Genomic DNA, 22869 nt, shown 5'->3' with positions numbered 1-22869 from the left:
GGCCTACACCGCCCACGCCGGCGGGGGGAGGAAGCCGGCGCGCTGGAGGACGGCCTGTCCGTCCGGGCCCAGGAGGAAGCCGGCGAAGTCCTCGGCCAGGTCGGGGGCCGGCCCGCGGCGGAGGGTAGCGGCGGCGAAGACGATCTCGTCCTCCATCGTGAGCTCCGGGGGGAGCCGCAGCGCCCGCACGCCCCGGCCGAGGAGGTCCCGGGCGGCGGACTCGTACGTGATCCCCACGTCCGCCTCGCCGCGGACGAGATAGCCGGGCAACTCCACCGTGCCCGGAGCGAAGGCCCAGTGACCCGCCTGTACCTTCTCACGGGCCGCCTCCACGAGGGCGGCCCGTTCGAACATGCCCACGGCATACTCGCCGCACGGGTCGGCGGCGGGGTCCGGCAGGACGACCCGGAGGTCGCGCCGGACGAGGTCCGCCGGGCACACCTCGCCGTAGTCGAGAGGGTCGGGCCAGGGCGGCGTTTCTCCCGGGACCTGGCGCCGGCCCGTCACCAGAGTCAAAGGCAGCCCCGGCCGCACGAGCACCGCCAGCCGGCTGCCGGCGACTGCCCAGGCGGCGTCGATGTCGCCTGCCTCCTCCAGTTCGCGAAGGTAGTCGACGGAGTCCGCCACGACCACGTCCGCCGTCTCCCCGGCCCGGATGCGGCGGACCAGGTCGCCCGCCGGGGTGAAGGGGCCGAAGCGGAAAGTCACCTCTGCCCGGCGCGCCTGCCGGTAGGCCGCGACCAGGTCTTCAGCCACGGCGCGCAGCGGGCCGGGGAGGAGGAGGGTGAGGGTGGTGGCAGACACGGTACGGGCCTCCTTGGCGGTCGTGCTGGGGGCGTGGCGGCGGCCGGTCGCCGCTGGCCTCTGCGCCGGCCGGCCGACGGGCCCGATCCCCCGACTCCCCCGAACGAGCGTGGTTCCCCTGCGCGCCCGGGGGCTCGTCGCGGCGTTCATCGGCACCTTCGCGCTGTCTTCATCGGTGCCCTCTCCATCTTCACCGACGCCGCCACGGGTGGCAAGGTCGGGCTGGCCGGCGTGGCTCGATGAATCCGGCCCGCACCTTCGGCCCCGTCCATGCCGCCGGTTTCTGGGCGGACCACCGGGTGTACCGGCTCGGGCCCGTGCTCGGCGCGGTCGCCGCCTCCCTCGCGTACCGGTACCGGGTGGCGGCCACGCGGCGAAGCTTGAACCGCGCGTCCCCAGGCCCCGCCCCCTCGCCGGGGCGCCGGTGCACTTGCGCCGGCGATCGCTGGCTGGTAAAATGAGGTATGACCGTGGCGGGGGGATGGCCGTGGACGCGGAGCTCCGGGGCATGTTGGAGGCGATACTGGAGGGGCAGCGCCTGCACGCTGCCCGGCTTGAGGCGCTGGACCACCGGCTGGCCGGGGTCGAGCAGAGGCTCGATCGTGTCGAAGAGCGGCTGGCCGGGGTCGAGCAAAGGCTCGACCGGCTCGAACAGCGGGTTGACCGGCTCGAACAGCGGATGGACGGCCTCGAACAGCAGATTGACCGGCTCGCACAGCGGATGGACGTTCTCGCACAGCGGGTGGACGCCCTCGACCAGCGGGTGGAGCAGCGATTCGACGAGGTGGAGCGCAGGATCGGTGAGGTCGTGGCCGCGGTCGGTGAGTTCCGGTCTCAGGTGGGCGGCGTGAACGGCAGCATCGAGTACCTGATGGACAAGACCGCACGGTTGGAACGGGACGTCTATCTCCTCAAGCGGCAGGCGCAGCCCTGACCGGTGCGGCCTCCGCCCTCCTGTCAGGCCCTGGTCCGTGCCAGGGCCTTTGAACCGCCCGCTTCCCCCGTCCATCGCGGGGGAGACTAGCTTCGCAGTCGCCGGGAGGTGTGTGCGTGAAGCCCATCGTGGCGATCGTGGGCCGGCCGAACGTGGGCAAGTCGACCCTCTTCAACCGCCTCATCGGCGAGCGGCGGGCGATCATCGAGGACCAGCCCGGCATCACCCGGGACCGGATCTACGGAGACGCCCAGTGGGCGGGGCGGCGCTTCACCGTGGTCGACACCGGGGGGCTGCAGTCCGGCCCGGAGGGCGAGCTGGAGGAAGCGGTCGTCCGCCAGGCCGAGCTGGCGATCCGTGAGGCGGACGTCGTGGTGTTCCTCGTCGACGTCCGCCAGGGCGTGCAGCCCGACGACCACGAGGTCGCCCAGCGCCTCCGCCGCGCCCGGAAGCCCGTCATCCTGGCCGTCAACAAGGTGGAGAACCTCAAGCACGAGGACGCGGCGGGCGAGTTCTACGAGCTCGGCCTCGGCGACCTCGTCACGATCAGCGCGCTGCACGGCACCGGCACCGGCGACCTCCTGGACCGGGTCGTCCGGCTGCTGCCGCCGCCGGGGGCCGGGGAGGAGGCGGAGGAGGACCCCTCCCTCATCAAGGTGGCGGTGGTGGGCCGGCCCAACGTCGGGAAGTCGACCCTGGTGAACGCCCTGGCCGGCGAGGAGCGGGTGATCGTCTCGGAGGTGGCGGGGACGACCCGGGACCCCATCGACGTCCTGGTGGAGCGGGACGGGGACCGCTTCCTCTTCATCGACACCGCCGGCATGCGCCGGCGCAGCAAGGTGGAGGCCCCGGTCGAGCGTTACAGCGTGCTGCGGTCGCTCCGGGCGATCGACCGGTCCGACGTCGTGCTCCTCCTCGTCGACGCCCGGGAGGGGGTCACCGACCAGGACCAGAAGATCGCCGACTACACGCGGGAGCAGGGCAAGGGCGCCATCGTCGTGGTGAACAAGTGGGACCTGGTCGAGAAGACCGACCGGACGATGCAGGAGTACACCGATTCCGTGCGCTACCAGCTCCGGTTCATGGACTACGTCGAGGTGGCGTTCCTTTCCGCCCTCACCCGGGCCCGGCTCCCGAAGCTCCTCCCGCAGATCCGGATGGTCTGGGAGAACCACGGCCGCCGGGTGCCGACGGGCCCCCTCAACGAGTGCATCCGGGAGGCCGTCCTCCTCACCCCGCCGCCGAGCGAGAAGGGCCGCCAGCTCAAGATCTACTACGCGACCCAGCCCCGCACCCGGCCGCCGGGGATCGTCCTGTTCCTCAACGACAGGGAGCTCATGCACTTCTCGTACGCCCGGTACCTCGAGAACCGGGTGCGGGCGGCGTTCGACTTCCGGGGCACGCCGATCCGGTGGTACTACCGGGAGCGGGAGTCCCGCCTCGCCCTCCGTCCGCCGGCGGCGGAGGAGCGAGAGGGTTCCAAGGTGCAGGTGAAGCGTCGCAGGGCCAAGCAGGCCTGACCGTGAGCCGGAAGTCCCCCACGACCAGAAACAGGGCCGGCCGGGCGGGCGACGCCCGAACCGAGTGCCTCAGGCCAGCACCTCCGCCAACGACGGAAAGTACGAGCGCCGGTTCTGCAGGACGGTGCCGGCGAGGCGGTGGCCCAAGCGGACGGCCCGGTCCACCGGCCATCCCAGCGAGAGCCCGTAGAGGACGCCGGCGTCGAAGACGTCCCCCGCGCCGGTGGTATCCGGAACCGCGAGCGGCTCCGTCGGCGCCATCCAGGCCCCGTGCGGCGTGGCGACCCAGGCGCCGGCGGTTCCGGTCTTCACGATGACGGTGCCGCCGCTCCGCTTCTGGAGGGCCCTGGCGGCCAGGGCGGGGTTGTCCTGTCCGCTGAGCCGCGCCGCCTCGGACTCGTTGGGAAGAAACAGGTCCACGGCGGGCAGCACCTCCCGCCAGGCCTCGACCCGCGCCGGGGGCCAGTCGTCGACGTCCCACCCGGTGTCGAGCGCCGTCATCAGGCCGCGCGCCCGGGCCGTCCGGAACACCTCCGCCAGCGCGTCGGGCGGAAGGCCGGGAAAGAGCGTCATGCCCGTCGCCAGGAGCCAGCCCGGCCCGCTGGCGTCGCCGAGGCGTGAGAGGGCCCACGCCTTGTCGACGCGCCGCAGGGCGCCGAGGTCGGTCACGAAGGCCCGCTCGCCGTCGGCCCGCACGAGGGCGAGGCCGAGGCTGGTCCTCTCCCCGGCCACGAGCTCCAGGCCGGTGGCGGGAATGCCGGCACGCAGGAGCTGGTCCCGCAGGGCCTTGCCGTCCCGGTCGTCGCCCAGGGTGCAGTACACGCGGACCGGGGCTTCCGGCGGGGTCGAGCCGTCGGACGTAGCGGCCGGTCCGGCAGACCGCTCCAGTTCCGCCAGCGACAGCCCCCGCCGGGCGCGGCTCAGTCCCGCCAGGGCGAGGGCGACGTTCACCGCGGCTCCGCCCGGCCGGTACACCGATTCCCCGGCGAGGATCTCCGTGCCCCAGGTGGGCAACCGGCCGACGGGCCCCATGCTGAGGTCGACCCCGACGTTTCCGAGGACATGGATGGTGAAGTGCGTCATCCCTTGACTGCCCCCGCCGTGAGACCGCGGATGATGTGCCGCTGAAGCACGAGGGAGAGGAGGACCGGCGGCAGGGCGGCCAGAACGCCGCCGGCGGCGATCATGCCGTAGTCGATCATGTGCTGCCCGCTGAACTCGGCGATGGCGACGGGAATCGGCTTGGCCCGGACGCTGGAGGTGAGGATGAGGGCGTAGAGGAACTCGTCCCACGCCGTGAGCACGGCGAAGATGACGGTCGTCACGATCCCGGGCCTGGCCAGGGGAAGGGCGACGCGGAGGAAGGCGCCGAAGCGGCTGCAGCCGTCGACGCGCGCCGCCTCCTCGAGCTCGGGTGGAATGGCCAGGAAGTAGCCGCGCATGATCCAGATCACGTAGGGCGTGATGAACGAACTGTACACCAGCGCCAGCCCCCCGACCGTGTCCCGGAGCCGGAGCTGGCCCAGGAGGAGGTACAGGGCCACGACGAGGGCGATGGGGGGCAGCATGTAGGAGCCCAGGAAGAGAAGCGTGAGCGCCCGCCGGCTCCGGAAGCGGAACCGGGCGAGGGCGTAGGCGGCCGGGATGCCCACGCCCAGGGAGACGAGGGTGGCGTAAGCCGCCACCCGGGTGCTGTTCCAGATCGCGTGCCGGAAGGTGTAGGCCGGCGCGCCCGTGTCGGTGCTGGTGAAGATGGTCCAGTACCGCTCGAAGCTGGCGTGCTCGGGCCACCAGCGTAGCGGCCGGGAGAGAAGGTCGGCGCCGCTGGCGATGCTCGAGATCACCAGCCAGGCAAACGGCGCGAGCACGAACGCCGCCACGGCCAGGGCCGCGAGGTACAGCGCGAGACGGGCCACGAGTTTTCTCACGCGCCCGCGCCCTCCTCTCCCAGCAGCCGGAAGTAGAGGACGGCCATGAGGCCGACCGCCAGCGCGATGAGGAAGCTCAGCGCGGCGCCGCGGCCGAACTGGAGACTGCTGAACGCCTCCGTGTAGGCGTAGTAGGCCACCGTCTGGGTGCCGTTGGCCGGGCCGCCCCGGGTCATGATGTAGATGATGTCGAACACCTTGAAGGCCTCCATGGTCCGGAGGACCAGGACGATGAGGATGCCCGGCCGCAGCCACGGGAGGGTCACGTGCCAGAAGCGTTGCCAGGCGCCCGCTCCGTCGATGCTCGCCGCCTCGAGGAGTTCGCCGGGGATCGTCTGCAGGTTCGCCAGGAGGATGATGGCCACCAGCGGGGTCATCTTCCACACGTCGGCCAGGATGACCATGTTCATGGCGAGGGCGGGCGAGCCCAGCCAGTTGCGGTAGCTGTCGAGAAGCCCGGTCTGGGTGAGCAGGGCGTTGAGCGCCCCGTACTGCGGGTGGTAGATCCAGCGCCACATCATGCCGTTCACCATGGTGGGCAGCGCCCAGGGGATCAGGACCAGGGCGCGCAGGAGCCCGCGCCCTCGGAAGTCCTGGTTGAGCAGGAGGGCGACCGCCAGCCCGAGCACCAGCTCCAGCAGGGTGGACACCACGGTGAAGTACAGGGTGCGCGCCAGGGCCTGACGGAACCCCGCGTCCCGGATGGCTTCGACGTAATTGCCGAAGCCGACGAACGGCCGGTCCGCCGCGGTGAGGTTGAGGCGGTGCAGGCTGGTCCAGAAGGAGTCGGCCAGCGGGACCACGATGAGCCCGAAGGTGACCACCATCGCCGGCAGGAGGAACAGCACCAGCAGCAAGGTGCCGCTCTCGCCGGCACCCCGCAGGCGATGCGCCGGGGTCCTCTTCATCTCCATCCCTCCGCAGGTGTCCGGCCGGGAGCCGCCGCCGGGGCGCGGCGTCCTCGGTGCCGCGCCCCGGCCCGGTTCCCCGCGGCGCCCGTGGGCACCCGAGCCGTCAGGACTTCCGGAGCGACTCGACCTGGCCGGCGAGCTCGGACAGCGCCGCCTCCGGGGTCTTCTGCTTCAGGAGGATGTTCTGGAGCGCCACCTGGGCCTTGAGGGAGAAGTTGTTGTACCAGGGGACGAACTCCGGGCGGCCCCGGATGGAGGCGAACTGGGTCTTGGCCGCCTCGACGAGCTCCCGGGGCGCCTTGATCTGGTCCGGGTTGTCGAAGGCCTTCTTCCAGATGGGCAGGGACTCGGACGCGTACTCTTTCTGGTTCTCGAAGCTCGTGAGGAACTCGATGAGCTTCCAGGCCTCGTCGGGGTGCTTGGAGGACTTGGTGATCGAGAGGCCCATCGACCCGGACACCCCGTAGGCGCCCGCCGGGCCGGCAGGGAACGGGGCGATGCCCACCTGGCCGGCCACCTTCGACTCCTTCGGGTCGTTGGCCAGGGCGTACATGTAGGTCCAGTTCAGGGCGAAGGCGGCCTGGCCCTGGGAGAACACCTGGCGCACGTCCTCTTCGAGGGCCGAGGTGGAGTTCGGGTTGGTGAGCTTCTCGTCAAGGGTCTTGACCATCCACTTGACGGCCTCGAGGGCCGGGCCCGACTGGAAGCGGGGCGAGCCGTCCGGCGCCAGGATCTCGCCGCCCCAGCTGTAGACGAGGGGCGTGTAGTCGCAGATGACGGCCTCCGCCTGGCCCCAGCTCCAGATGATGGGGTACTCGACGATGCCCTTCTGCTTGATCGCCCGGGCCTGCTCCAGCAGCTCGTCCCACGTCTTGGGCGGGGCGGAGAAGCCGGCCTTGGCCAGCATGTCCTTGTTGTAGAAGAGGAACTTCGTGTCGAGGATCCACGGGATCCCATAGGTCTTTCCGTTCACCTCGAGGATCCTGGCCACCGCGGGGACGATGCCTTCCTTCATCTCGGGGGTGAGACGGTCGGAGAGGTCCCGGATGAAGCCGGCGGCGGCGAATTCGGCGGGCCAGATCTCGTCGACCAGGACGACGTCGAACTCGCCGGCCCCGGAGGCCTGGTCCGTGACGATCTTGTCGTGGAGCGCCTCGTAGGGCACGAACGTCACGTCGACCTTGATCCCGGGGTTCTTCTCCTCGAACTTCTTGACCATCGCCTGGACGCTGGCGTCGCTGTACGCGGCCTGCTTCATGGCCAGCATCCGCAGCGTGACGGTCTCCCGGGTGCCGCCGGCCCCGGCGGCCGGCGCGCTCGCCTGGGGGGCGCCGGCGGGGGGCGCGGCCTCCTTCTTCCCGCCGCACGCCGCCAGGGACAGGACGGCGGCGGACAGGAGCACGGCGGTGAGCGTGCGTTTCACGGGTCTCCTCCTTCCGTGTGTCCGGGCGTGGCTTCCTGCCGGTCCGACGGGTGGCGGACCCGGCGCGCCCCCGGGAGGGGCGGCCGGCGGGCTGCTGGCGCCCCGCACGCGTCAGCGGCCCTCGCCCCCTCCCGGATCCGGGGAGGGTCCGGGTTCCGGCCCCTCGCTCCGGATCACGCTGGGGATGTAGCGGAAGCGTCCCGGGACGAAGCCGCGTGCCTCCGCCCAGCCCACGGTGAGCCACTGGAAGGGCAGCAGGTGCGGGAGGGCCGCGTAGTCCTCCGGAACGTCGGGAACGGGGATGGCGCGGGCTCCGGCGTCGCGGAGGGCATCGGCCAGGCGCGGCGGCGCCGTGGCGAGGACCGGCGCGCCGGTCCGGGCCAGCTCCCGGGCGAGGCTCACCTGGAGGTGGCCGGTCGGCCCGCTGGGGACCAGCAGGCACGCCAGGGTGTGGGGACCGGCCAGTTCGATGATCCCGTGGCGGAACTCCCCGGCTTCCTCGAACCAGGCCGGGAACTTCGCCACCTCGTTCCCGAGGAGCGCCGCCTCCCGGGCCGCGGCGGCAACCGGCCCCCGGGCCAGGGTGACCATGGCGTGGAGGCGGGGGTCCATCGCCCGGCCCAGGGCCAGCCACTCGGCGGCGCTGGGCATGAGGGAGTCGAGCGCCTCGACGGCGTCGCGGGCAGGCTCGAGCCACTCCGCGGGGGGCCGGCCCGCCAGGCGATTGCCCAGGTAGAGGAGGGTGAGGAGGCTGGCGCCGAAGGACTTGACGGCCACGCCGTGGTCGGGCGGCGTCTCCAGGGTGAGGACCGCACGGGACATCCCGGCGACGGGGTTCCCGTCCCGGCTCGTCACCGCGAGGACCGTGACGTCCCGGGAGGCGAGGCGCTCCAGGAGCCGGACCACCTCGACGGACTCGCCGGACTGGGAGACCGCCACCAGCCAGTCGCCGGGCTCGGGGTCCGGGCCGCCGTCGTAGAGGAGCTCGGAGGCGAGCGCGGCCGCGGCGGGAAGCCCCCAGCGCCGGAGCGCCGCCGCTGCGCCCACGCTGGCGAAGTACGAGCTTCCCATCCCGCACAGCACGATCCGCCTCGGCCCCGGGCCGCCCGCCCCCCGCAGGGCCGTGAGGGCCCTTTCCCAACGATCCGGGCCGCTCCGGATCAGCTCCCGGAACGCGGCCGGCTGGGCCCGGATGTCGCGTTCGAGTTCACTCACAGAGTCCTTCTCCCTTCGTGCCGGACGAATGTGACCGAATTGCGCTGCCGATCCAGGAAGCCCCGCACGACGCCCAGGAGTGCGGACAGGTCGCCCAGCCGCGCCGGGACCACGGGCGCCGGGGACGGGCAGTGGCGATCCACGGCTGCCTGGAGCTGCGGGACGACCCGGTCGGCAACCGCCAGCACCTCGCCCCCCAGGACGACCAGTTCCGGGTTGAGCAGCGTGACGAGGTTGGCCGTCGCCTGGGCCAGGTAAGGTAGCACGCCGTCGAGGATGGCCCGCGCCTTCGGATCGCCTGCCTGCAGGGCCGCGAGCAGCGCCTCGACCGACCGTTCCTCCACCGGGTCTAGGTCCGCGGCGCCCCAGCGCCGGACCCAGGCCATGACCGCAGCGACGTCCTCCAGAGGCTCGGCCGTGGCCGGCGGACCCACGAGCCAGGAGCCGATCTCCCCGGCCTCGCCGCTCCGGCCGGTGTACAGGTGGCCCCCGACCAGCACCGCGGCGCCCACCCCGCCCGTGCCGACCAGGATGGCCGCGGCATCCCGCGCGCCCACGGCCGCGCCCTGCCACTGTTCACCGAGGAGGAGGGCGTTGACGTCGTTCTCGACGTAGGCCGGGCAGCCCAGGGCTGCGGCGAGCGTGGCGCCGAGCGGCACGTCCGCCCAGTCCAGACCCGGGCTGTGCGTGACGGTCCCGTCGTCCCGGGACACGCCGGTGACGGCGGCCCCCACGCCGAGGAGGCGCTCACGGGGGATCCCCGCCCGCTCCACCAGCATCCGGGCGAAGGCGACCACCTGGTCCAGCAGGGCCGGTCCCCTGCGGCGGACGGGCTCCCGGTCGCGCACGACGACCCGTCCCTCCAGGTTGGTGACCGCCCCGAGCAGCGCCTGGCGGCGAACGTCGAGCCCCACGAGAAACCCGGCCTCCGGGTTCACCGCCAGGAGGACCGGCCGCCTGCCCCCGGTGGATTCCCCGGTCCCCACCTCGCGGATCCAGCCGCTCTCCAGGAGGTCCGCCACCACCCGGGAGATGGCCGGCGCGCTGACGCCGGTCCGGGCCGCCAGCGCCGCCCGGGAGAGCGGCCCCTCGGTGCGGAGGACGTCGAGGATCAGCGTGCGGTTGATCTCACGTATGAGACGGGGCTTGCCGGAGAGTGGCACAGGCGCTGGCACCTCTAACTTACTTAGGTTAAGAAAGTCTACGCGACCTTCATTCGTCATCGAATGCGAGAATCCTGCCGGTCGCGCGAAAAGGCGGGCCCGGTGGGGAGGGCCCGCATAGCCGTCGAGGTCGTTGCGGCGCCGGGCAGGTCAGTAGCCTCAGGTGCCGGCGGAAGTGGAAAACCGGGCCGACCGGCCCGGTTCAGGAGACGCTTCAGCCGCACGACCCACCACAGCACCCGCCTCCGGGGGACTCGCCCCCGGACTGGGTCCCGGCCGTGCTGAACGTGCTCAGCAGCTGCCGCACGGCACCGCCGCAGTGGGGGCAGCGGACGTCGCCCCGGCGGTCCCACGAGATCAGCCGGGTGAAGGTCTCGGCGCAGGTATCGCAGCGGAACTCGTACAGGGGCACGGTTCACGACCTCCAACACGCCGGCGTCCGGCGGCCGGCGGAACTGGACAGCCTCATCTGCCGTGCATTGTAGGGACTCCGCGGCCTCCCCCGCAACGGGGCCGTGGCGTCCGGGTGAGGGCTGGCTGTCCTTGATGCTCGTCGCCGCCAGACGCATGAGCTGACAGGTAAGATCCACCTTCCCCTATCACCTTTTGCGTTTTGCGCCGCTCACGGCCCCGACGGCGTCGACATAGCGCCAGATTATGGTCAACCTGGGCCCACCCAGCCGCCAAACCTTCGGTGTTCGATGCCTTGCGCGGGCCCCGGGCCGCAGATCTTGACACGCAAAGTCAGCTTCCAAGGGTCAAGATGTGCGTTTTGTTCCGTCTGGCGGAATGCGCTCCCCCACTCGGGCTCTCTGAGACGGGGATTTCCCGTGGCGCCACAGGATTCCGCAGGCACTCATGGCATCCGCGCATGGTCAGGGCAGTCCGACCCGGCCCGCTCCGGTCTGAGCCATTCCCTGCCCGACCAGGAATTCCGACCCACTGAAGCGAATGAAGCCCTGATCTACGATCCCGATGCGCACGGGGCGCCGCGCCCCCGGGGGGCGCGGGCCGTGAGCGCCCCGTGGAGAAAGGATGAAGCCCCGCGGATGGAAGACGAGATCGACCTCCGGCACCTGATCGAGGTCCTCTGGCAGGGCAAGTGGCTCATCGCCGCCATCACGGCCGTCGCCATGCTCGTCAGCGGGGTGGTGAGCTTCTTCGTCCTCGCGCCCACCTACGAGGCGACGACCACCCTCCTGGTTAACCTCCCGTCCAGGAGCGCTCCGCCCACCTTCCTCGTCAATCTCCCGCCGGGTGAGTGGCCGCCCAGCGGGCAGGGCGTGCAGTCGGTCCTGGAACGCCTGGCACCCTACCCGGAGATGACCCTGGAGACCTTCCGCCAGCAGGTGACGAACTCCGCCGTGCTGGCCCGGGTCATCGACGACCTGAAACTCAACATGACGAAGGCCGACCTGGCCGGCAAGATCAAGGCCACCGTCCCGAAAGACACGAACCTCATCCAGATCGCCGTGCGGGACACGGACCCCGAACGCGCGGCGCGCATCGCCAACACCCTGGTGCAGCGCTACCTGGAGCACGTCAACGTCCTGACCCGGGGGCGGTTTGAGCGCTCGACAGAGTTCATCCGGGATCAGATCGAGGCCGAGCAGCAGAACCTCCAGCAGGCCCTGGACCGGCTCAAGGCCTTCCTCCAGCAGCCGCGCGGGGTGGACGAGCTGTCGAAGGAGGTCGAGGCCAAGGTCGACCTCCTGGCCCGGTACAAGGCCCGCCAGACCGACCTGGCCGTCGGCATCCGCGCCGCCGCCGCCGAGGTCGACCAGGCCCGGGCGCAGGTCGCCGCCCTCGTCCCCAAGCTCACCACCACGCGGCGCATCGTGGACGACCCGTACCTCCAGCAGCTCGCCGCCGAGCTGGGCCGGACCGACATCGCCCGGCTGAGCGGCCTGAAGCTCGACTCGGAGGAGATCAACCCGGCCTGGGTCGAGGCCGCCAAGGTCCTGTCGGCGAAGGAGGTCGCCCTCGCCCAGCTGCGGGCCGAGCAGGCGGCGCTCCAGGAGGCCATCGCCCGCACCGAGAAAGAGCTGGAAACCCTGCGGGCCGAGCTGGCGGAGAAGCAGACTGCTCAGGAGCAGCTCCAGACGCAGGTCGACATCTCGAAGCAAGCCATCAAGGCCTTCACCCAGAAGTACCAGGAGAGCCGCATCAGCGAGGCGGCCCGGATCGCGGAGACGACCCTCACCGTCGCCGGCGAGGCGATCCCGCCCCGCCGGCCCGTGGCGCCGCGCAAGGCCCTGAACGTGGCCCTGGCCGGCGTGCTGGGGGCCATGGCGGGCGTGTTCACCGTCTTCTTCCTCGACTTCTGGCGCTCCACCCCGCCCGCGGCCACGGCGGGCGCAGCCGGGGTGGCCGCCGCCCGCGGCGCGGGCGCCCGCACGGCCTCGGAGCTTCACAGCGACTAGCCACCGGCCGACAGGGGCGCTGCGTTCGTGCTCGCTCGGCCCTCTTCCGGCACCCTCACGAACCGACTATACTACTTGCGGACGCAGGCCGGTCCGCGGCACCCGCGCCGGGCGCCCGCGTGGTCCGGCAGGAACGCGCCTGTCACTGGCGAATCAGCAGACGATCCGGAACACCGGGAGGAACGAGCGTTGCACACCGTCTGGCTGTACGCCGGCGTCCTGGGTTACCTCCTCGGCTCGGTTCCCTTCGGCTACCTCCTGGGCCGCCTCCGCGGCGTGGACGTCCGCCGGCACGGCAGCGGCGCCACCGGGGCGACCAACGTCGCCCGCACGCTGGGGCTCGGCCCGGCCCTCCTCACCGTGGCGCTGGACGCCCTGAAGGGCTTCCTCGCCGCCTACCTGGGCCTCCGCCTGGGCGGGGAGTGGGGCTACGCCGCCGCCGGCCTGGGCGCCGTCCTGGGACACTCCTGGCCGGCGTGGCTCGGCTTCCGGGGCGGCAAGTCGGTCGCCACCGGCGCGGGCGCGCTCCTCGTGCTCCACCCCGCCGCGGTGGGAGTGGCGGTGCTCGTGGCCGCCGCCTTCATCGTGCCGACCCGCTACGTCTCCCTGGGCTCCATCGCCGGTACCCTGGCGCTGGCGTCGTGGATCGCGGCGACCGCACCGCTGCCGCACAAGCTGACGGCCGCCATTGCCGGCGCCATCGTCTTGTGGCGGCACCGTGGCAACGTCCAGCGGCTTCTCGCCGGTACCGAGCGCCGCTTCGGCGAGCGAGCCGCCTGACCGGCCCCGCCCCCGGGCCCCCCATCCCCTTGCCGACTTCGCATTCACCCGGGAGTTGATCCCTTCCTTGCCGATGCGCGTCGCCATCGTCCCCGCCGGCCAGTGGGGCACCGCGCTGGCCGTCCCCCTCGCCGAGAACGGTCACGCGGTCCGGCTCTGGCTGCGGCGCCCGGAAGACGTGGACGTCTTCCGCCGCACCCGCACGAACCCGCGCCACCTGCCGGGCGCTCCGCTGCCGGACGGCGTCGAGGCGTTCCCCACCCCCGAGGAGGCCCTCGACCACGCCGACCTCGTCATCCTGGGCAGCGCCAGCCGGGGCCTGCGGGACACGTGCCGGGCGATCCGGGCGCACCTGCCGCCCGGGGCCCTCGTACTGTCGATCACCAAGGGCCTGGAGCCGGAGACCCACCTGCGGATGAGCCAGGTCATCCTCGACGAGCTCCCCGAGGTGGAGGGCCGCCTCGCCGTCCTCTCCGGCCCGAACTTCGCCGTCGAGGTCGCCCGCCGCCTCCCCGCCGCCACCGTGGTGGCCGCCGGCGACCCCGCGGTGGCCGCCGCCTGGCAGCACGCTTTCATGGGCCCGCGCCTCAGGGTCTACACCCACGACGACGTCCTCGGGGTGGAGCTGGGCGGCGCGCTGAAGAACGTGATCGCCATCGGGGTGGGGATCAGCGACGGCCTGGGCGCCGGCGAGAACGCCCGGGCCGCGCTCATCACCCGGGGCATGGCGGAGATCGGCCGCCTGGGCGTCGCCCTGGGGGCCAGCCCGCTCACCTTCGCCGGGCTCTCCGGCGTCGGTGACCTGGTGCTGACCTGCACCGGCGACCTCAGCCGCAACCGCCGCCTTGGCCTGGCCATCGGGCGAGGGGAGGCGGCCGAGGCCGCGCTGCGGACGCTCGGGACCGTCGAGGGCGTGCCCACCGCCCGCGCCGCCGTGCAGCTCGCCCGGGAGGTGGGGGTGGAGATGCCGATCACCGAGCGGGTGCATGCCGTTCTCTTCGAAGGGGAATCGCCCGCCGAGGGGCTGGAACTCCTCATGGGGCGGGACCGGACGAAGGAGAGCTGGCACGTGCCGGCGTGAGGGCCTGCACACTCTGCACACGCCGCACACCGGGGCGGGCGTCGCGGACGCCGGCCCTGTTCGCGCGGCACACGTTTCCGAGGGCAGCGGGCGCTGCGGCGGCAACGGGGTTGAACCGGCGAAGGCGGCGGGAGCACCCGAAGAGTCGAGACCCAGATAATACCATTACTGGGCGACCTACCCTCTGACAGGCAACGGAGGAGAGTCAAAGCTCTGCGTTATGTGGTAGACATTGCCCCACCACTCCCCCCGAGGCCGGCATCCGGGGGTGCCGGTGCGGGTCTGACCGTCCCAAACCGGCTCTTCTGTTTACATAACCTCATTTCTGGTCGACCACCTACCCCACAACGGGAGCGGAGAGGCAAAATGTGCGAGTCAAGCGCCCACCTTGACTCGCACATTTTGCCTCATGAGCCGCAGTCTGGCCCGTGCGGCCGCTTCCGCCGCCCATGTGGCCGCACCCGTACGCCGGTGGGGTCGCCTCCACCCCGGACGCAGGCGGCATGCCAGTTCTGGGCCGGCGCCCAGGGCGTCCCGCGCGGCAGCGGATCACCCGCCCTCCGCCCCCCCGAGCAGCGCCGGCCCGATCCACCGGTATCCCTCCACCTGCCAGGCACGCACGGCCGGGTCGTCCGGCCGGCGGTCGAAGGGCAGGGTGCGCCGGCGGTGGTCGAAGGCGGCGACCAGGGTGCAGGCGGCGGCGTGGGCGCGGTAGGAATCCCGCAGCGCCGGGCGGCGCTCCCCCAGGAACTCGAACCACTCCGCCAGGGCACCCAGCGCGACCTCGGCCGGCAGGTGCAGGCTCCGGGACAGCCGTGGCGCCTCCAGCCAGAGGAACCTGAGAAACCACAGGATCCCGGGCGTCGTGGCGGGATCGTCGTGCGGCGCTGGCCAGGCGCCGTGCCAGCGTTCCACCAGCGTGACGCTGCCGTGGACGTGGTGAGGGGCACGCCCCCACCGGGCGGCCCGGGCCGCGTACCGGTCCAGGAGCCGGCGGGAGTCCCGCGGGCCCCGGGCCGTCCAGGGGCCCGGCAGGGGTGGTGGCCAGGCGTACCAGCCGTAAGAAACGTACGTGAAGCTCCGCTCTCCAGGTGTGGCGAACGTGCCCTGCGCGTGGTAGAGGCCGGTCCCCAGGCCGGGGAGGACCCAGAGGTCGGCGGGCGGGGTGCCGCCGCGGTAGGCGCCCCGCGCCAGGAGCACGGCGACCGCGTCGGCCTCGCCGAGTTGCCACCGGCCTCCGGCCGCCGCGGCGCGCACATGCGCCAGGAGCGCCTCGGCCGCGCGGGCGTCCGCACGGGCCGACTCGGCCGGGTTCCGCTCGGCGAGGGGCACGCGGCGCGCCTCCAGCACGGCCCCCGCCGGCTCTGCCACCGCCAACCACAGCTCGTCGCCCGGTTCGGCGCCGAGGGCGGCAACGAGGCCTTCCTCCCGCCCTCCCTGCCGCTCCGGCGCACCCACGGGCCATTCCCGCCCCAGTGCCCGCACCGTGAATGGGGGCGACGCTCCCGCCAGGCGAAGGGCGCGCGCCCAGTCGGCGTCCAGGTCGAGGTCGCCGCAGCACCACTCGTCGAAGGTGAGCACGTGCCGGAACGTGGCCCCCGTGAGGACAGCGGACCGGGTGCCCACCCAGTTCCCGGCGAGCACGGTTACGTCGGGGGGCAGGTGGCGCAGGGCCTCCCGCAGCGCCCCGGCGGCACCATGCGGCGGGAGGGCGGCGGCGGTGGGGCAGACGGAGCGGAGGTCGGCGACGTCCAGGACCTCCTCGCGCTGCCATACCGCCTCGGCCACCTCCTGCGCCAGCCGCTCCCCGATCGGCAGGGGTTGTCCCGGGAGGGGCCACGGCCGGTGCACCGCTGGCGCCTCGCCGGTGCTGAGCGCCGCCGCCTGCCGTCCCACGTGTCCGGCGTATCGCTGCAGGGCCTCGGTGAGGGGAACCCGGAAAGGGAGGCCGCGCGCGGCCCCCGCGGCCCCGGCCGGCTCGTCCGGTCCCTCGGGCGGGGGCGGCTGCAGCCAGACCCCCTGCGCCTCGTCCGGAAGGGGCAGCGGCCCGAGCGCCCGGACGAGGGCGCCCGCCGCGCCCGACCGCCCCGGGCGGACCGGGATCGACGCCGGGTCGACCGGCGTCTCCCAGAACCGCTCGATCGAGAGGGAGGCCGCCCCGCCCGGACCTGAGCCCGCACGGCCGCGCCGGCCGGGGCCTGCGGCCCGGGGGGACACCGCCGCCGCAGCCCCGGCGGCGTCCGCGAGGCAGCCCCGGACCCGGGCGAAGAGCTCTGCCCGGGGCTGGCCCAGCACCTCCAGCCAGAGGAAGGGGTTCTGGTCGAGGAGGTCGGCCATGTGCGCCCCGAGGGCACGCATGTGGCTGCAGGGCCGGCTGTGCCAGCAGGTGCAGCGGAAGTCCCGCCACCCGGCCGGCGGGGGGAAGAGGTCGATTCCGTGGGCCCGCAGCCGCTCTTCCAGCTCCGCGCCCACGTTCCCGGCCAAGAGCGCCCGGGCCAGCTCCGGGTCCGCCGCGACGATGGCCACCACCCGGTCCCACGCGCGCTGCGAGAGGCGTTTCACCCGCAGCTCGACGGTCTCCACGTCGCCGGAGCTTCCCCGCTCGACCCGGGCCACCACCAGACCCTGCCGCACCGTGACCGCCGCCCGCTTGCGCCGGGCGCGGCGTGCCTCGCCGGGGGACATCCCGAGCGCGTAGGCATCCGCCAGGTACTCCAGCCAGCGCCGGCCCCACCAGCCGGGGGTCCACTCCGGTTCCCGACCCGCCGCCATCGCCCTGCCCCTCACTCCTTCTCCAGCACGATCAGCCGGCGCAGCTCCTCGGTGGAGAGCTGGCCGAGCCACGCCTCCCCGCTCGCGACGACCTCGGCCGAGAGCGCCCGCTTCTCCTCGAGCAGCCGGTCGATGCGCTCCTCCAGGGTGCCGGCCGTGACCAGGCGGTGCACCAGCACCCGCCGCGCCTGCCCGATCCGGTGCGCCCGGTCGGCGGCCTGGTCCTCCACGGCGGGGTTCCACCAGCGGTCGAAGTGGAACACGTGGCTGGCGGCGGTGAGGTTCAGCCCGACCCCGCCCGCCTTGAGGGAGAGGAGGAAGACGGGCGCCTCCCCCGCCTGGAACGCGGCGATGCGGCGATCCCGCTCCCGCTGCGGCGTGGACCCGTCCAGCGCGAGCACCGGGCAGCCCAGCCGCTCCTCCAGGTACGGCCGGAGCCGCTCCGCAAAGGACGGGAACTGGGTGAAGACCAGCGCCTGGTCGCCGCCGGCCACCACCTCGTCCAGCATCTCCGTGAGCCGGTCGAGCTTGCCGCTGCGGCCTTCCAGCCGGCCGCCGTCGCCGGTGACGGCCGCCGGGTGGTTGCAGACCTGCTTCAGGCGGGTGAGCCCGGCAAGCACCGCCCCGTGCCGCTCGATGCCCTCGGCGCGCTCCGCCCGCTCCAGCGTCTCCTGGACCACGGCCTCGTAGAGCGCGGCCTGCTCCCGGGTGAGGGTCGTGTACACCGTGGTCTCGATCTTCTCCGGCAGGTCCAGCTCGACCGCCGGGTCCGTCTTCACCCGGCGGAGGAGGAACGGCTGCACCAGGCGGCGCAGGCGCGCCGCGGCCTCGGGGTCCCGGTAGCGCTCGATGGGCACGGCGAAGGCGCGCTGGAAGTCCTCCCGGCTTCCCAGGAGGCCCGGGTTGAGGAAGGCGAAGATCGACCAGAGGTCGCCCAGCCGGTTCTCCACCGGCGTCCCCGTGAGGGCGATGCGGTATCCGGGCGGCGGCAGCCCGGGCGCCCCCCGGGCCAGGCGGCGCAGGACCTCGGCGTGCCGGGTGTCGGGGTTCTTCACGTTCTGGGCCTCGTCCGCCACGATGCCGGCCCAGGGCACGGCGGCGAGCGCCGCCTCGTCCCGGGGCAGGAGCGAGTAGGTCGTGATGACCACGTCGTGGGCGAGGGCAGCCGCGACGAAGCCGTCCTCCGCCGCCCGTCCGGACCCGTGGTGGACGAGGACACGCAGGGAGGGGGCGAACCGGGCCAGTTCCCGGCGCCAGTTGCCCACCAGCGACACCGGGCAGATCAGGAGCGTGGGCCGGTCCGTCAGGCCCTCCTCGCGCTCGTGCAGGAGGAGGGCGATCACCTGGACCGTCTTGCCCAGCCCCATGTCGTCGGCCAGGCAGGCACCGGCGCCGTACCGCCGCAGGAACGCCAGCCAGTCCAGACCCCGCCGCTGGTACGGGCGCAGGGTCCCCGCAAGCCCTCCGGGCGGCGCCACCGGCTCGATCCGGGCCGGCTCCCGCAGCCGCTCCAGGAGGTTGGCGACCCAGCCTTCGGCCTCGACCGACTCCACCTCGACCGCCGTCCCGGCGCCGGACGGGGCACCCCCGGCCGCCGCCCCGCCGCCAGCCAGGCGGAGGACCTCGCCGAGCGGCAGCCGGCCGCCGGACCCGCGAAGGTGGCGGAGCGCGGCGGCGAGCACCTGCGGGTCGACCCGCACCCACTGCCCGGCGTGCCGGATCAGCGCGCGCTTCTCCCGGGCCAGGCGCTCGAGCTCCCGGAGGTCGACCGGCGCGCCGCCGAGGGCCAGCTCCCAGTCGACCTGGACGAGTTCGCTGAGGCCGAACCGCCCCGGCCCTTCCCCGACCGGCCGCAGGCGGAGCCGGGCCCGCAGTTCGCCCTGCCGCACCAGGTTGGCGGGGAGGAGCACCGGGAAGCCCGCCTCCTGCAGGAGCGCCGCCCCTTCCTCCAGGAGCGCCAGCACCTCGTCTTCCGAGACCGGCAGCGCCGACGGGGCCGTCTGCCCGAGGAGCCGCGTGAGGGGCGGGTAGAGCCGGGCCATGGCGGGGAGGTCGGTCAGGAGCCGGTGCTCCGGGTGGGCGTAGCGCCGGCCGCCGATCTCGACCTCCGCACCCAGCCCGTCCCAGGCGGCGGCCGCTGGCAGGATGGCGGGCGGATCGTCCGGCGTCTCCAGCACCAGCTCGACCTCCCACCCCCCGTGCCGCGTCCGGTCCGGGGGGAGGAGGCGCAGGCCGGTCCGGAGCTGGCCGGGGCCGTAGAGGCCGGTGGCAGGGGCTGTCCATTCGTCCACCGCGCGCAGGAGGTCCCCGGCGTCCGGGAGCCCGGGGGGAAGGTCCCGCCCCGGAGGCCCCACCAGCGCCAGGAGCCAGTGCTGGGCCGCCGCCGGGTTGAGGGCGGCCGGCGCCGGTGCGGGCGCTCCGGCCAGGAGGTCACGCGCGAGCGCGTCCGCCCCGGCAGTGAAGAATCCGTCCACGAGTTCCTCCGGAGTGGGGATGCGGTAGGCGCGGTACTGGCGGTCCGGCGGGACGATGGCCCGGCAGACGTCGGGCAGCGCCGCCGCCAGCGCGGCCCGGCGGGCCGCTTCGGCCGGCTCCGGCGGGGCCAGGCGCCAGGCGGCCGTCAGGCACCCCGCCTCGGCTCGCAGCACCGGCAGGAACCGGCCCCGGGCCAGCAGCTCCAGGAGCAGCTTGGCCGCGGTGCTCCACACCTGCAGGCTCCGGCCCGGCCGCAGCGCCGTCCCCTGGAATGCCCGGTCCAGGTCCAGCAGCCACTGCGCCGCGCCCGGCAGTGACAGGGCCACGCCGGTCACCCGTGCCGGCGCCAGGGTGCCGCGGCGCGGCATCCACACCACGCAGGTGAGGGTGTTGGCGAAGGGGAGGCCGCGCAGGACGGGGTAGAGGACGGGGACAGGCGCCACCGCCGGATGGGCGGCCAGTGACCGCCAAGCGGCGTCTGCTTCCCCCTCCGGGTCCATCGCCCAGAGGAAGACGAATCCCCCCGGCCCGTGCGGGACGTAGCTTCCGTGAACCGTCAGCAACGCGATGTTCCCTCGCGTAGAACGTCTCGTCCCATGGTACCGCAAGTCCCGGGCGGTGGCGACCCCCGGCAGCCGGGAACGGACGGCCGGCCCGGGCGAAACCGTGCGACGGCTTCCCGGCCGTGTTAGACTGGCAGTGAGGAGAAAAGGGGGCCTGGCCGATGAGCATGCGCACCGGCACGAGGAAGCCCTGGACCGCGGAGGAACTGGACCGGCTCCCGGAAGGGTGGCGTTACGAAATCGACGAGGGGGAGCTGGTCATCATGGCGCCGGCGGGGTGGAGGCACGGGAAGGTAACGGCCGCGATCGCCCGGTTGCTCGGAAACTTTGTCGTGGCCTCCCGGTCGGGCGAGGTCCTCGCCGGTGAGCCCGGTTTCCTCCTCCGCCGCTCGCCGGACGTCCTGCGCGCCCCCGACGTGGCGTTCTACTCCGCCGAGCGGAAGGCCCGCGTCGGCGACGAGCGTGGCTTCACCGCCGTACCGCCCGACCTCGCGGTCGAGGTCCATGACCCCTCGGAGCCAGACCTGAGCCGGAAGGTACGCCAGTACCTGGAGGCCGGTGTGCGGGCCGTATGGGTCGTGGACCCCGAGGCCCGGACCCTGACGCGGCATGCGCCGGGCGAAGAACCGAGGATCTGGTCGGCGCCGGAGGCGGTAGTCGAGGAGCCCGTGCTGCCCGGCTTCGCCTGCCGGCTTGCCGAGCTCTTCGGAGAGCCGTGATACGGTGGCAGAAGCTGCGGTCGCACGGACGATCCGGGCGCCCTGGCCGCTGACCCCGCGCTCCCCGGTCGTGGCGCTACACTCCAACAATTACCAGATCGAGGGACCGCTTGTCAAGAGGACTCCCCTTCCGGCCCTTCCGGGCGGCCTTCGCCGCTCGCCCGCTCCCGTGCCGCGGCCGCCTGCGCCCCGGCCGGCCCGGCGAGAAGGTCCCTCAGCTCGACCGGCACGACGGCCACCCGATGCCGGCGCCCGTCCGGCAGTCGGGCGCGCCCCACGTAGACGAGCCCCCGCGCGCGCAACCGCCCCAGGACCGACACGGGCGGGCGCTCGTCCCACCAGAAGCCGTCCCCGTCCATGGGGCCGAAGCGGCGGGTGAGGACCTGCACCTTGGCCCAGCCGCCCGCATCGAGCAGGAACTGCAGGGCCTCGCGGGCCTGCGGCTCGATCCCCTCCACCAGCGCCTGCAGCCGTTCGGGCGAGCGAAGGGCGGCCTCCACCCGCTGCTCTCGCTCCCGGCGCCGCCGGACGGCCTCGACCCCCAGTTCGGCAGCCGTGCAGTTGAGCCACTGCACCGGCACCGAGCGGAGCGCGCGGGCCAGGGTCAGGTCGAGGGGGATGGGCCGGTCCTCGATCTCCTCCCGCCACACGTCCCCCAGCACGTGCACGTCCGGGACCACGGGTAGGGCCGACCCCGCCTCCCTGAGCCGGTCCAGCACGTACCGGTGCAAGGTGCGGAGGGGCTCGGAAAGCCGCTTGGCGTCGACCCGCCGGACGTACGCCCGCGCCGTCTCCGGGTAGCCCCGGTCGAGCCACAGGTCCGCCAGGCGCAGGAGGACGGCGGGCTCGTCCGGGTAGGCCTGTTCGAGGATCTCCAGCAGGGACTGCGCCTCGTCGAGATCGCCCCGCTTCCGGTGGAGCCCTGCGAGCGCCAGCAGGGCCGGGGGGTAGAGGCGGCCAGTGTCCATCAGGGCCCGCAGCCGGCGGATGGCCGCCTCCGTCTCCCCAGCGTCCCGCAGCCGGATCGCCTCCCGGTACTCCTTCTCGAGCGCCGGGTCGTCGGGCACCACCTCGAACGCCTGCAGCCGCACCGTCACCGGGCGACCCTCGTGGATCACCTCCAGGGGCCGGTCCGGCGGGACGGCCCCCCGATCCATCAGGGCGCGGGCCGCGGCGATCTTGAGCGGCAGCGGCAGCGTGCTCGCCCGGAGCAGACGGCGCCCGAGCTCCAGGCCCCAGTCGCCGCCCCAGCGCACCAGGCCGCTGACGACGGCCCGGGCGTCGGGATAACCCTCCATCAGTGCGACAGCAAGCAGGTGAAGACGCACAGAACCTCGGGCAGAGAACCGTTCCACCTCTTCGGGCGTTTTCGGGACCTGGGTATCGGGTCCCACCGGGGGCCGGTAGTCGAGCGGGAACGGCGGCAGCGCCCCCGCGTCGACCATCTCGGCGACCTGGGCGTAGGCCTCCATGCGCTCCAGCCAGTCGAGGCGGTCGACCCGGCGCCACTGGCGCGCCGCCTGCGCGTGGCGGCCGAGGTTCCACAGCGCCACCCCGGCGTAGTAGCCCCGGTCGGGCATGTCCCGCCCCGGCCAGCGGGCGTGCAGCTCCAGCACCAGCCGATGCTCGCCCAGGGTTCCGGCGGCCCGCAGCACCATCACCGTGTACTCCAGCCACGTGGACGTGGGGATAGCGAGCGGCCGCTGGTCCGGCCGCGCCAGGCCGCGGTCCAGGTCAGCGATTGACTCCCGGAGGCGCGTGCGGGCCTCATCCCGGCGTCCGAGGTCCCAGGCCGCCATGCTGGCCAGGGCGCGGGTGAAGGGGAGGGGGGCGGGGTCGGACAAGAGGGGCTCCAGCACGCGCAAGGTCCCTGCGGGGTCTCCGCTGTCATACCGGCACAGCGCCCAGTTGTTGTAGGCCGGCGGCAGCGGGTAGAGCCGCGCGGCCCGGCGGAAGCGCGCTTCGGCCCCGGCCAGGTCCCCGCGGCCCAGGAGTTCCTGCCCCTTCTCCAGCAGTCCGGCGGCTCGGGCCATTCTGCGATCCGCGTCTGCCACGGCGGTTCCTTCACCTCGTTGTCGGGGTTGCTGACGTGTCCGTTCGTGCCCGGCTCGTCCCTTTCCTTCCGCCCGGCGGGCATTCCGCCCGGCGGGTGCCCACG

Annotated in this window: 18 protein-coding genes; 7 read left to right on the top strand and 11 right to left on the bottom strand. The window is 73.4% G+C overall.

Translation table 11 applies throughout. The features are described 5' to 3' along the window. Positions 1–3: 3 nt before the first annotated feature. Positions 4–804, bottom strand: a complete 801-nt coding sequence (locus tag caldi_RS07285; RefSeq protein ID WP_264844437.1) for a molybdate ABC transporter substrate-binding protein — start codon at positions 802–804, stop codon at positions 4–6. A gap of 239 nt (positions 805–1043) precedes the next feature. Here caldi_RS07285 and caldi_RS17785 point away from each other — a divergent pair, with 239 nt between their 5' ends. The 3 genes from caldi_RS17785 to der all read left to right on the top strand — a co-directional run bounded on the left by caldi_RS17785 (position 1044) and on the right by der (position 3258). Then, the gene (locus caldi_RS17785) at positions 1044–1265 is read left to right on the top strand and encodes an aquaporin (RefSeq protein WP_406568110.1); all 222 of its coding nucleotides are present in this window, start codon (positions 1044–1046) and stop codon (positions 1263–1265) included. A gap of 26 nt (positions 1266–1291) precedes the next feature. After that, a complete protein-coding gene (locus tag caldi_RS07280; RefSeq protein WP_264844436.1) occupies positions 1292–1738 on the top strand; it encodes a coiled-coil domain-containing protein in 447 nt (148 codons plus the stop codon). 116 nt (positions 1739–1854) lie between these two features. Then, positions 1855–3258 carry a ribosome biogenesis GTPase Der gene (der, locus tag caldi_RS07275; protein ID WP_264844435.1) on the top strand — a complete coding sequence of 468 codons (1404 nt, stop codon included), beginning with the start codon at positions 1855–1857 and terminating at the stop codon, positions 3256–3258. A 69-nt stretch (positions 3259–3327) separates the two neighbouring features. Here der and caldi_RS07270 read toward each other — a convergent pair whose 3' ends face one another. The 7 genes from caldi_RS07270 to caldi_RS07240 all read right to left on the bottom strand — a co-directional run bounded on the left by caldi_RS07270 (position 3328) and on the right by caldi_RS07240 (position 10310). After that, positions 3328–4341: a carbohydrate kinase family protein gene (locus tag caldi_RS07270; protein WP_264844434.1), complete on the bottom strand. Its 1014-nt coding sequence runs from the start codon at positions 4339–4341 to the stop codon at positions 3328–3330. Next, entirely contained in the window at positions 4338–5186 is an 849-nt protein-coding gene (locus caldi_RS07265) for a carbohydrate ABC transporter permease (protein ID WP_264844433.1), read from the bottom strand. The genes caldi_RS07270 and caldi_RS07265 overlap by 4 nt, the downstream gene beginning before the upstream one ends. Then, the gene (locus tag caldi_RS07260; RefSeq protein WP_264844432.1) at positions 5183–6094 is read right to left on the bottom strand and encodes a carbohydrate ABC transporter permease; all 912 of its coding nucleotides are present in this window, start codon (positions 6092–6094) and stop codon (positions 5183–5185) included. Before caldi_RS07260 ends, caldi_RS07265 begins: the two co-directional genes overlap by 4 nt. Positions 6095–6200: 106 nt before the next feature. Next, a complete protein-coding gene (locus caldi_RS07255; protein ID WP_264844431.1) occupies positions 6201–7520 on the bottom strand; it encodes an ABC transporter substrate-binding protein in 1320 nt (439 codons plus the stop codon). A gap of 111 nt (positions 7521–7631) precedes the next feature. Continuing rightward, a complete protein-coding gene (locus caldi_RS07250; RefSeq protein ID WP_264844430.1) occupies positions 7632–8735 on the bottom strand; it encodes an SIS domain-containing protein in 1104 nt (367 codons plus the stop codon). Then, a complete protein-coding gene (locus caldi_RS07245) occupies positions 8732–9898 on the bottom strand; it encodes an ROK family transcriptional regulator (protein WP_264844429.1) in 1167 nt (388 codons plus the stop codon). The genes caldi_RS07250 and caldi_RS07245 overlap by 4 nt, the downstream gene beginning before the upstream one ends. Positions 9899–10112: 214 nt before the next feature. Next, entirely contained in the window at positions 10113–10310 is a 198-nt protein-coding gene (locus caldi_RS07240; protein WP_264844428.1) for an FmdB family zinc ribbon protein, read from the bottom strand. Positions 10311–10947: 637 nt separating this feature from the next. Here caldi_RS07240 and caldi_RS07235 point away from each other — a divergent pair. The 3 genes from caldi_RS07235 (at position 10948) to caldi_RS07225 (ending at position 14182) form a co-directional block, all read left to right on the top strand. Further along, positions 10948–12321: a GumC family protein gene (locus caldi_RS07235; RefSeq protein WP_264844427.1), complete on the top strand. Its 1374-nt coding sequence runs from the start codon at positions 10948–10950 to the stop codon at positions 12319–12321. Between the two features lie 189 nt (positions 12322–12510). Beyond that, on the top strand, positions 12511–13101 hold the full coding sequence (gene plsY / locus caldi_RS07230; protein ID WP_264844426.1) for a glycerol-3-phosphate 1-O-acyltransferase PlsY: 591 nt from the start codon (positions 12511–12513) through the stop codon (positions 13099–13101). Between the two features lie 73 nt (positions 13102–13174). Then, on the top strand, positions 13175–14182 hold the full coding sequence (locus caldi_RS07225; protein WP_264844750.1) for an NAD(P)H-dependent glycerol-3-phosphate dehydrogenase: 1008 nt from the start codon (positions 13175–13177) through the stop codon (positions 14180–14182). A gap of 549 nt (positions 14183–14731) precedes the next feature. On the opposite strand, the gene caldi_RS07220 is transcribed toward caldi_RS07225, so the two are convergent. Together caldi_RS07220 and caldi_RS07215 are read right to left on the bottom strand one after the other, a co-directional pair. Next, positions 14732–16954 (bottom strand): hypothetical protein, encoded by a 2223-nt coding sequence (locus caldi_RS07220; RefSeq protein WP_264844425.1) that lies wholly within the window; start codon positions 16952–16954, stop codon positions 14732–14734. An 11-nt stretch (positions 16955–16965) separates the two neighbouring features. Next, positions 16966–19992 carry a DEAD/DEAH box helicase gene (locus tag caldi_RS07215; protein ID WP_264844424.1) on the bottom strand — a complete coding sequence of 1009 codons (3027 nt, stop codon included), beginning with the start codon at positions 19990–19992 and terminating at the stop codon, positions 16966–16968. Positions 19993–20153: 161 nt separating this feature from the next. On the opposite strand from caldi_RS07215, the gene caldi_RS07210 reads away from it, so the two are divergent. Next, a complete protein-coding gene (locus caldi_RS07210; RefSeq protein ID WP_264844423.1) occupies positions 20154–20711 on the top strand; it encodes a Uma2 family endonuclease in 558 nt (185 codons plus the stop codon). Between the two features lie 113 nt (positions 20712–20824). Here caldi_RS07210 and caldi_RS07205 read toward each other — a convergent pair whose 3' ends face one another. Further along, entirely contained in the window at positions 20825–22744 is a 1920-nt protein-coding gene (locus tag caldi_RS07205; protein ID WP_264844422.1) for a tetratricopeptide repeat protein, read from the bottom strand. Positions 22745–22869 lie beyond the last annotated feature (125 nt).

Origin of the sequence: Caldinitratiruptor microaerophilus (assembly GCF_025999835.1) — a bacterium.
GTDB lineage: Bacteria > Bacillota > Sulfobacillia > Symbiobacteriales > ZC4RG38 > Caldinitratiruptor > Caldinitratiruptor microaerophilus.
The sequence above is the reverse complement of the archived record's forward strand: the minus strand, read 5'-3'. Positions and strand labels throughout refer to the sequence as shown.

Coding starts and splice junctions, on each gene's coding strand:
- caldi_RS07210 (WP_264844423.1), top strand. CDS start 20,154: ATGAGCATGCGCACCGGCACGAGGAAGCCCTGGACCGCGGAGGAACTG.
- caldi_RS17785 (WP_406568110.1), top strand. CDS start 1,044: ATGAATCCGGCCCGCACCTTCGGCCCCGTCCATGCCGCCGGTTTCTGG.
- caldi_RS07235 (WP_264844427.1), top strand. CDS start 10,948: ATGGAAGACGAGATCGACCTCCGGCACCTGATCGAGGTCCTCTGGCAG.
- caldi_RS07225 (WP_264844750.1), top strand. CDS start 13,175: ATGCGCGTCGCCATCGTCCCCGCCGGCCAGTGGGGCACCGCGCTGGCC.
- caldi_RS07270 (WP_264844434.1), bottom strand. CDS start 4,341: ATGACGCACTTCACCATCCATGTCCTCGGAAACGTCGGGGTCGACCTC.
- caldi_RS07260 (WP_264844432.1), bottom strand. CDS start 6,094: ATGAAGAGGACCCCGGCGCATCGCCTGCGGGGTGCCGGCGAGAGCGGC.
- caldi_RS07205 (WP_264844422.1), bottom strand. CDS start 22,744: ATGGCCCGAGCCGCCGGACTGCTGGAGAAGGGGCAGGAACTCCTGGGC.
- caldi_RS07220 (WP_264844425.1), bottom strand. CDS start 16,954: ATGGCGGCGGGTCGGGAACCGGAGTGGACCCCCGGCTGGTGGGGCCGG.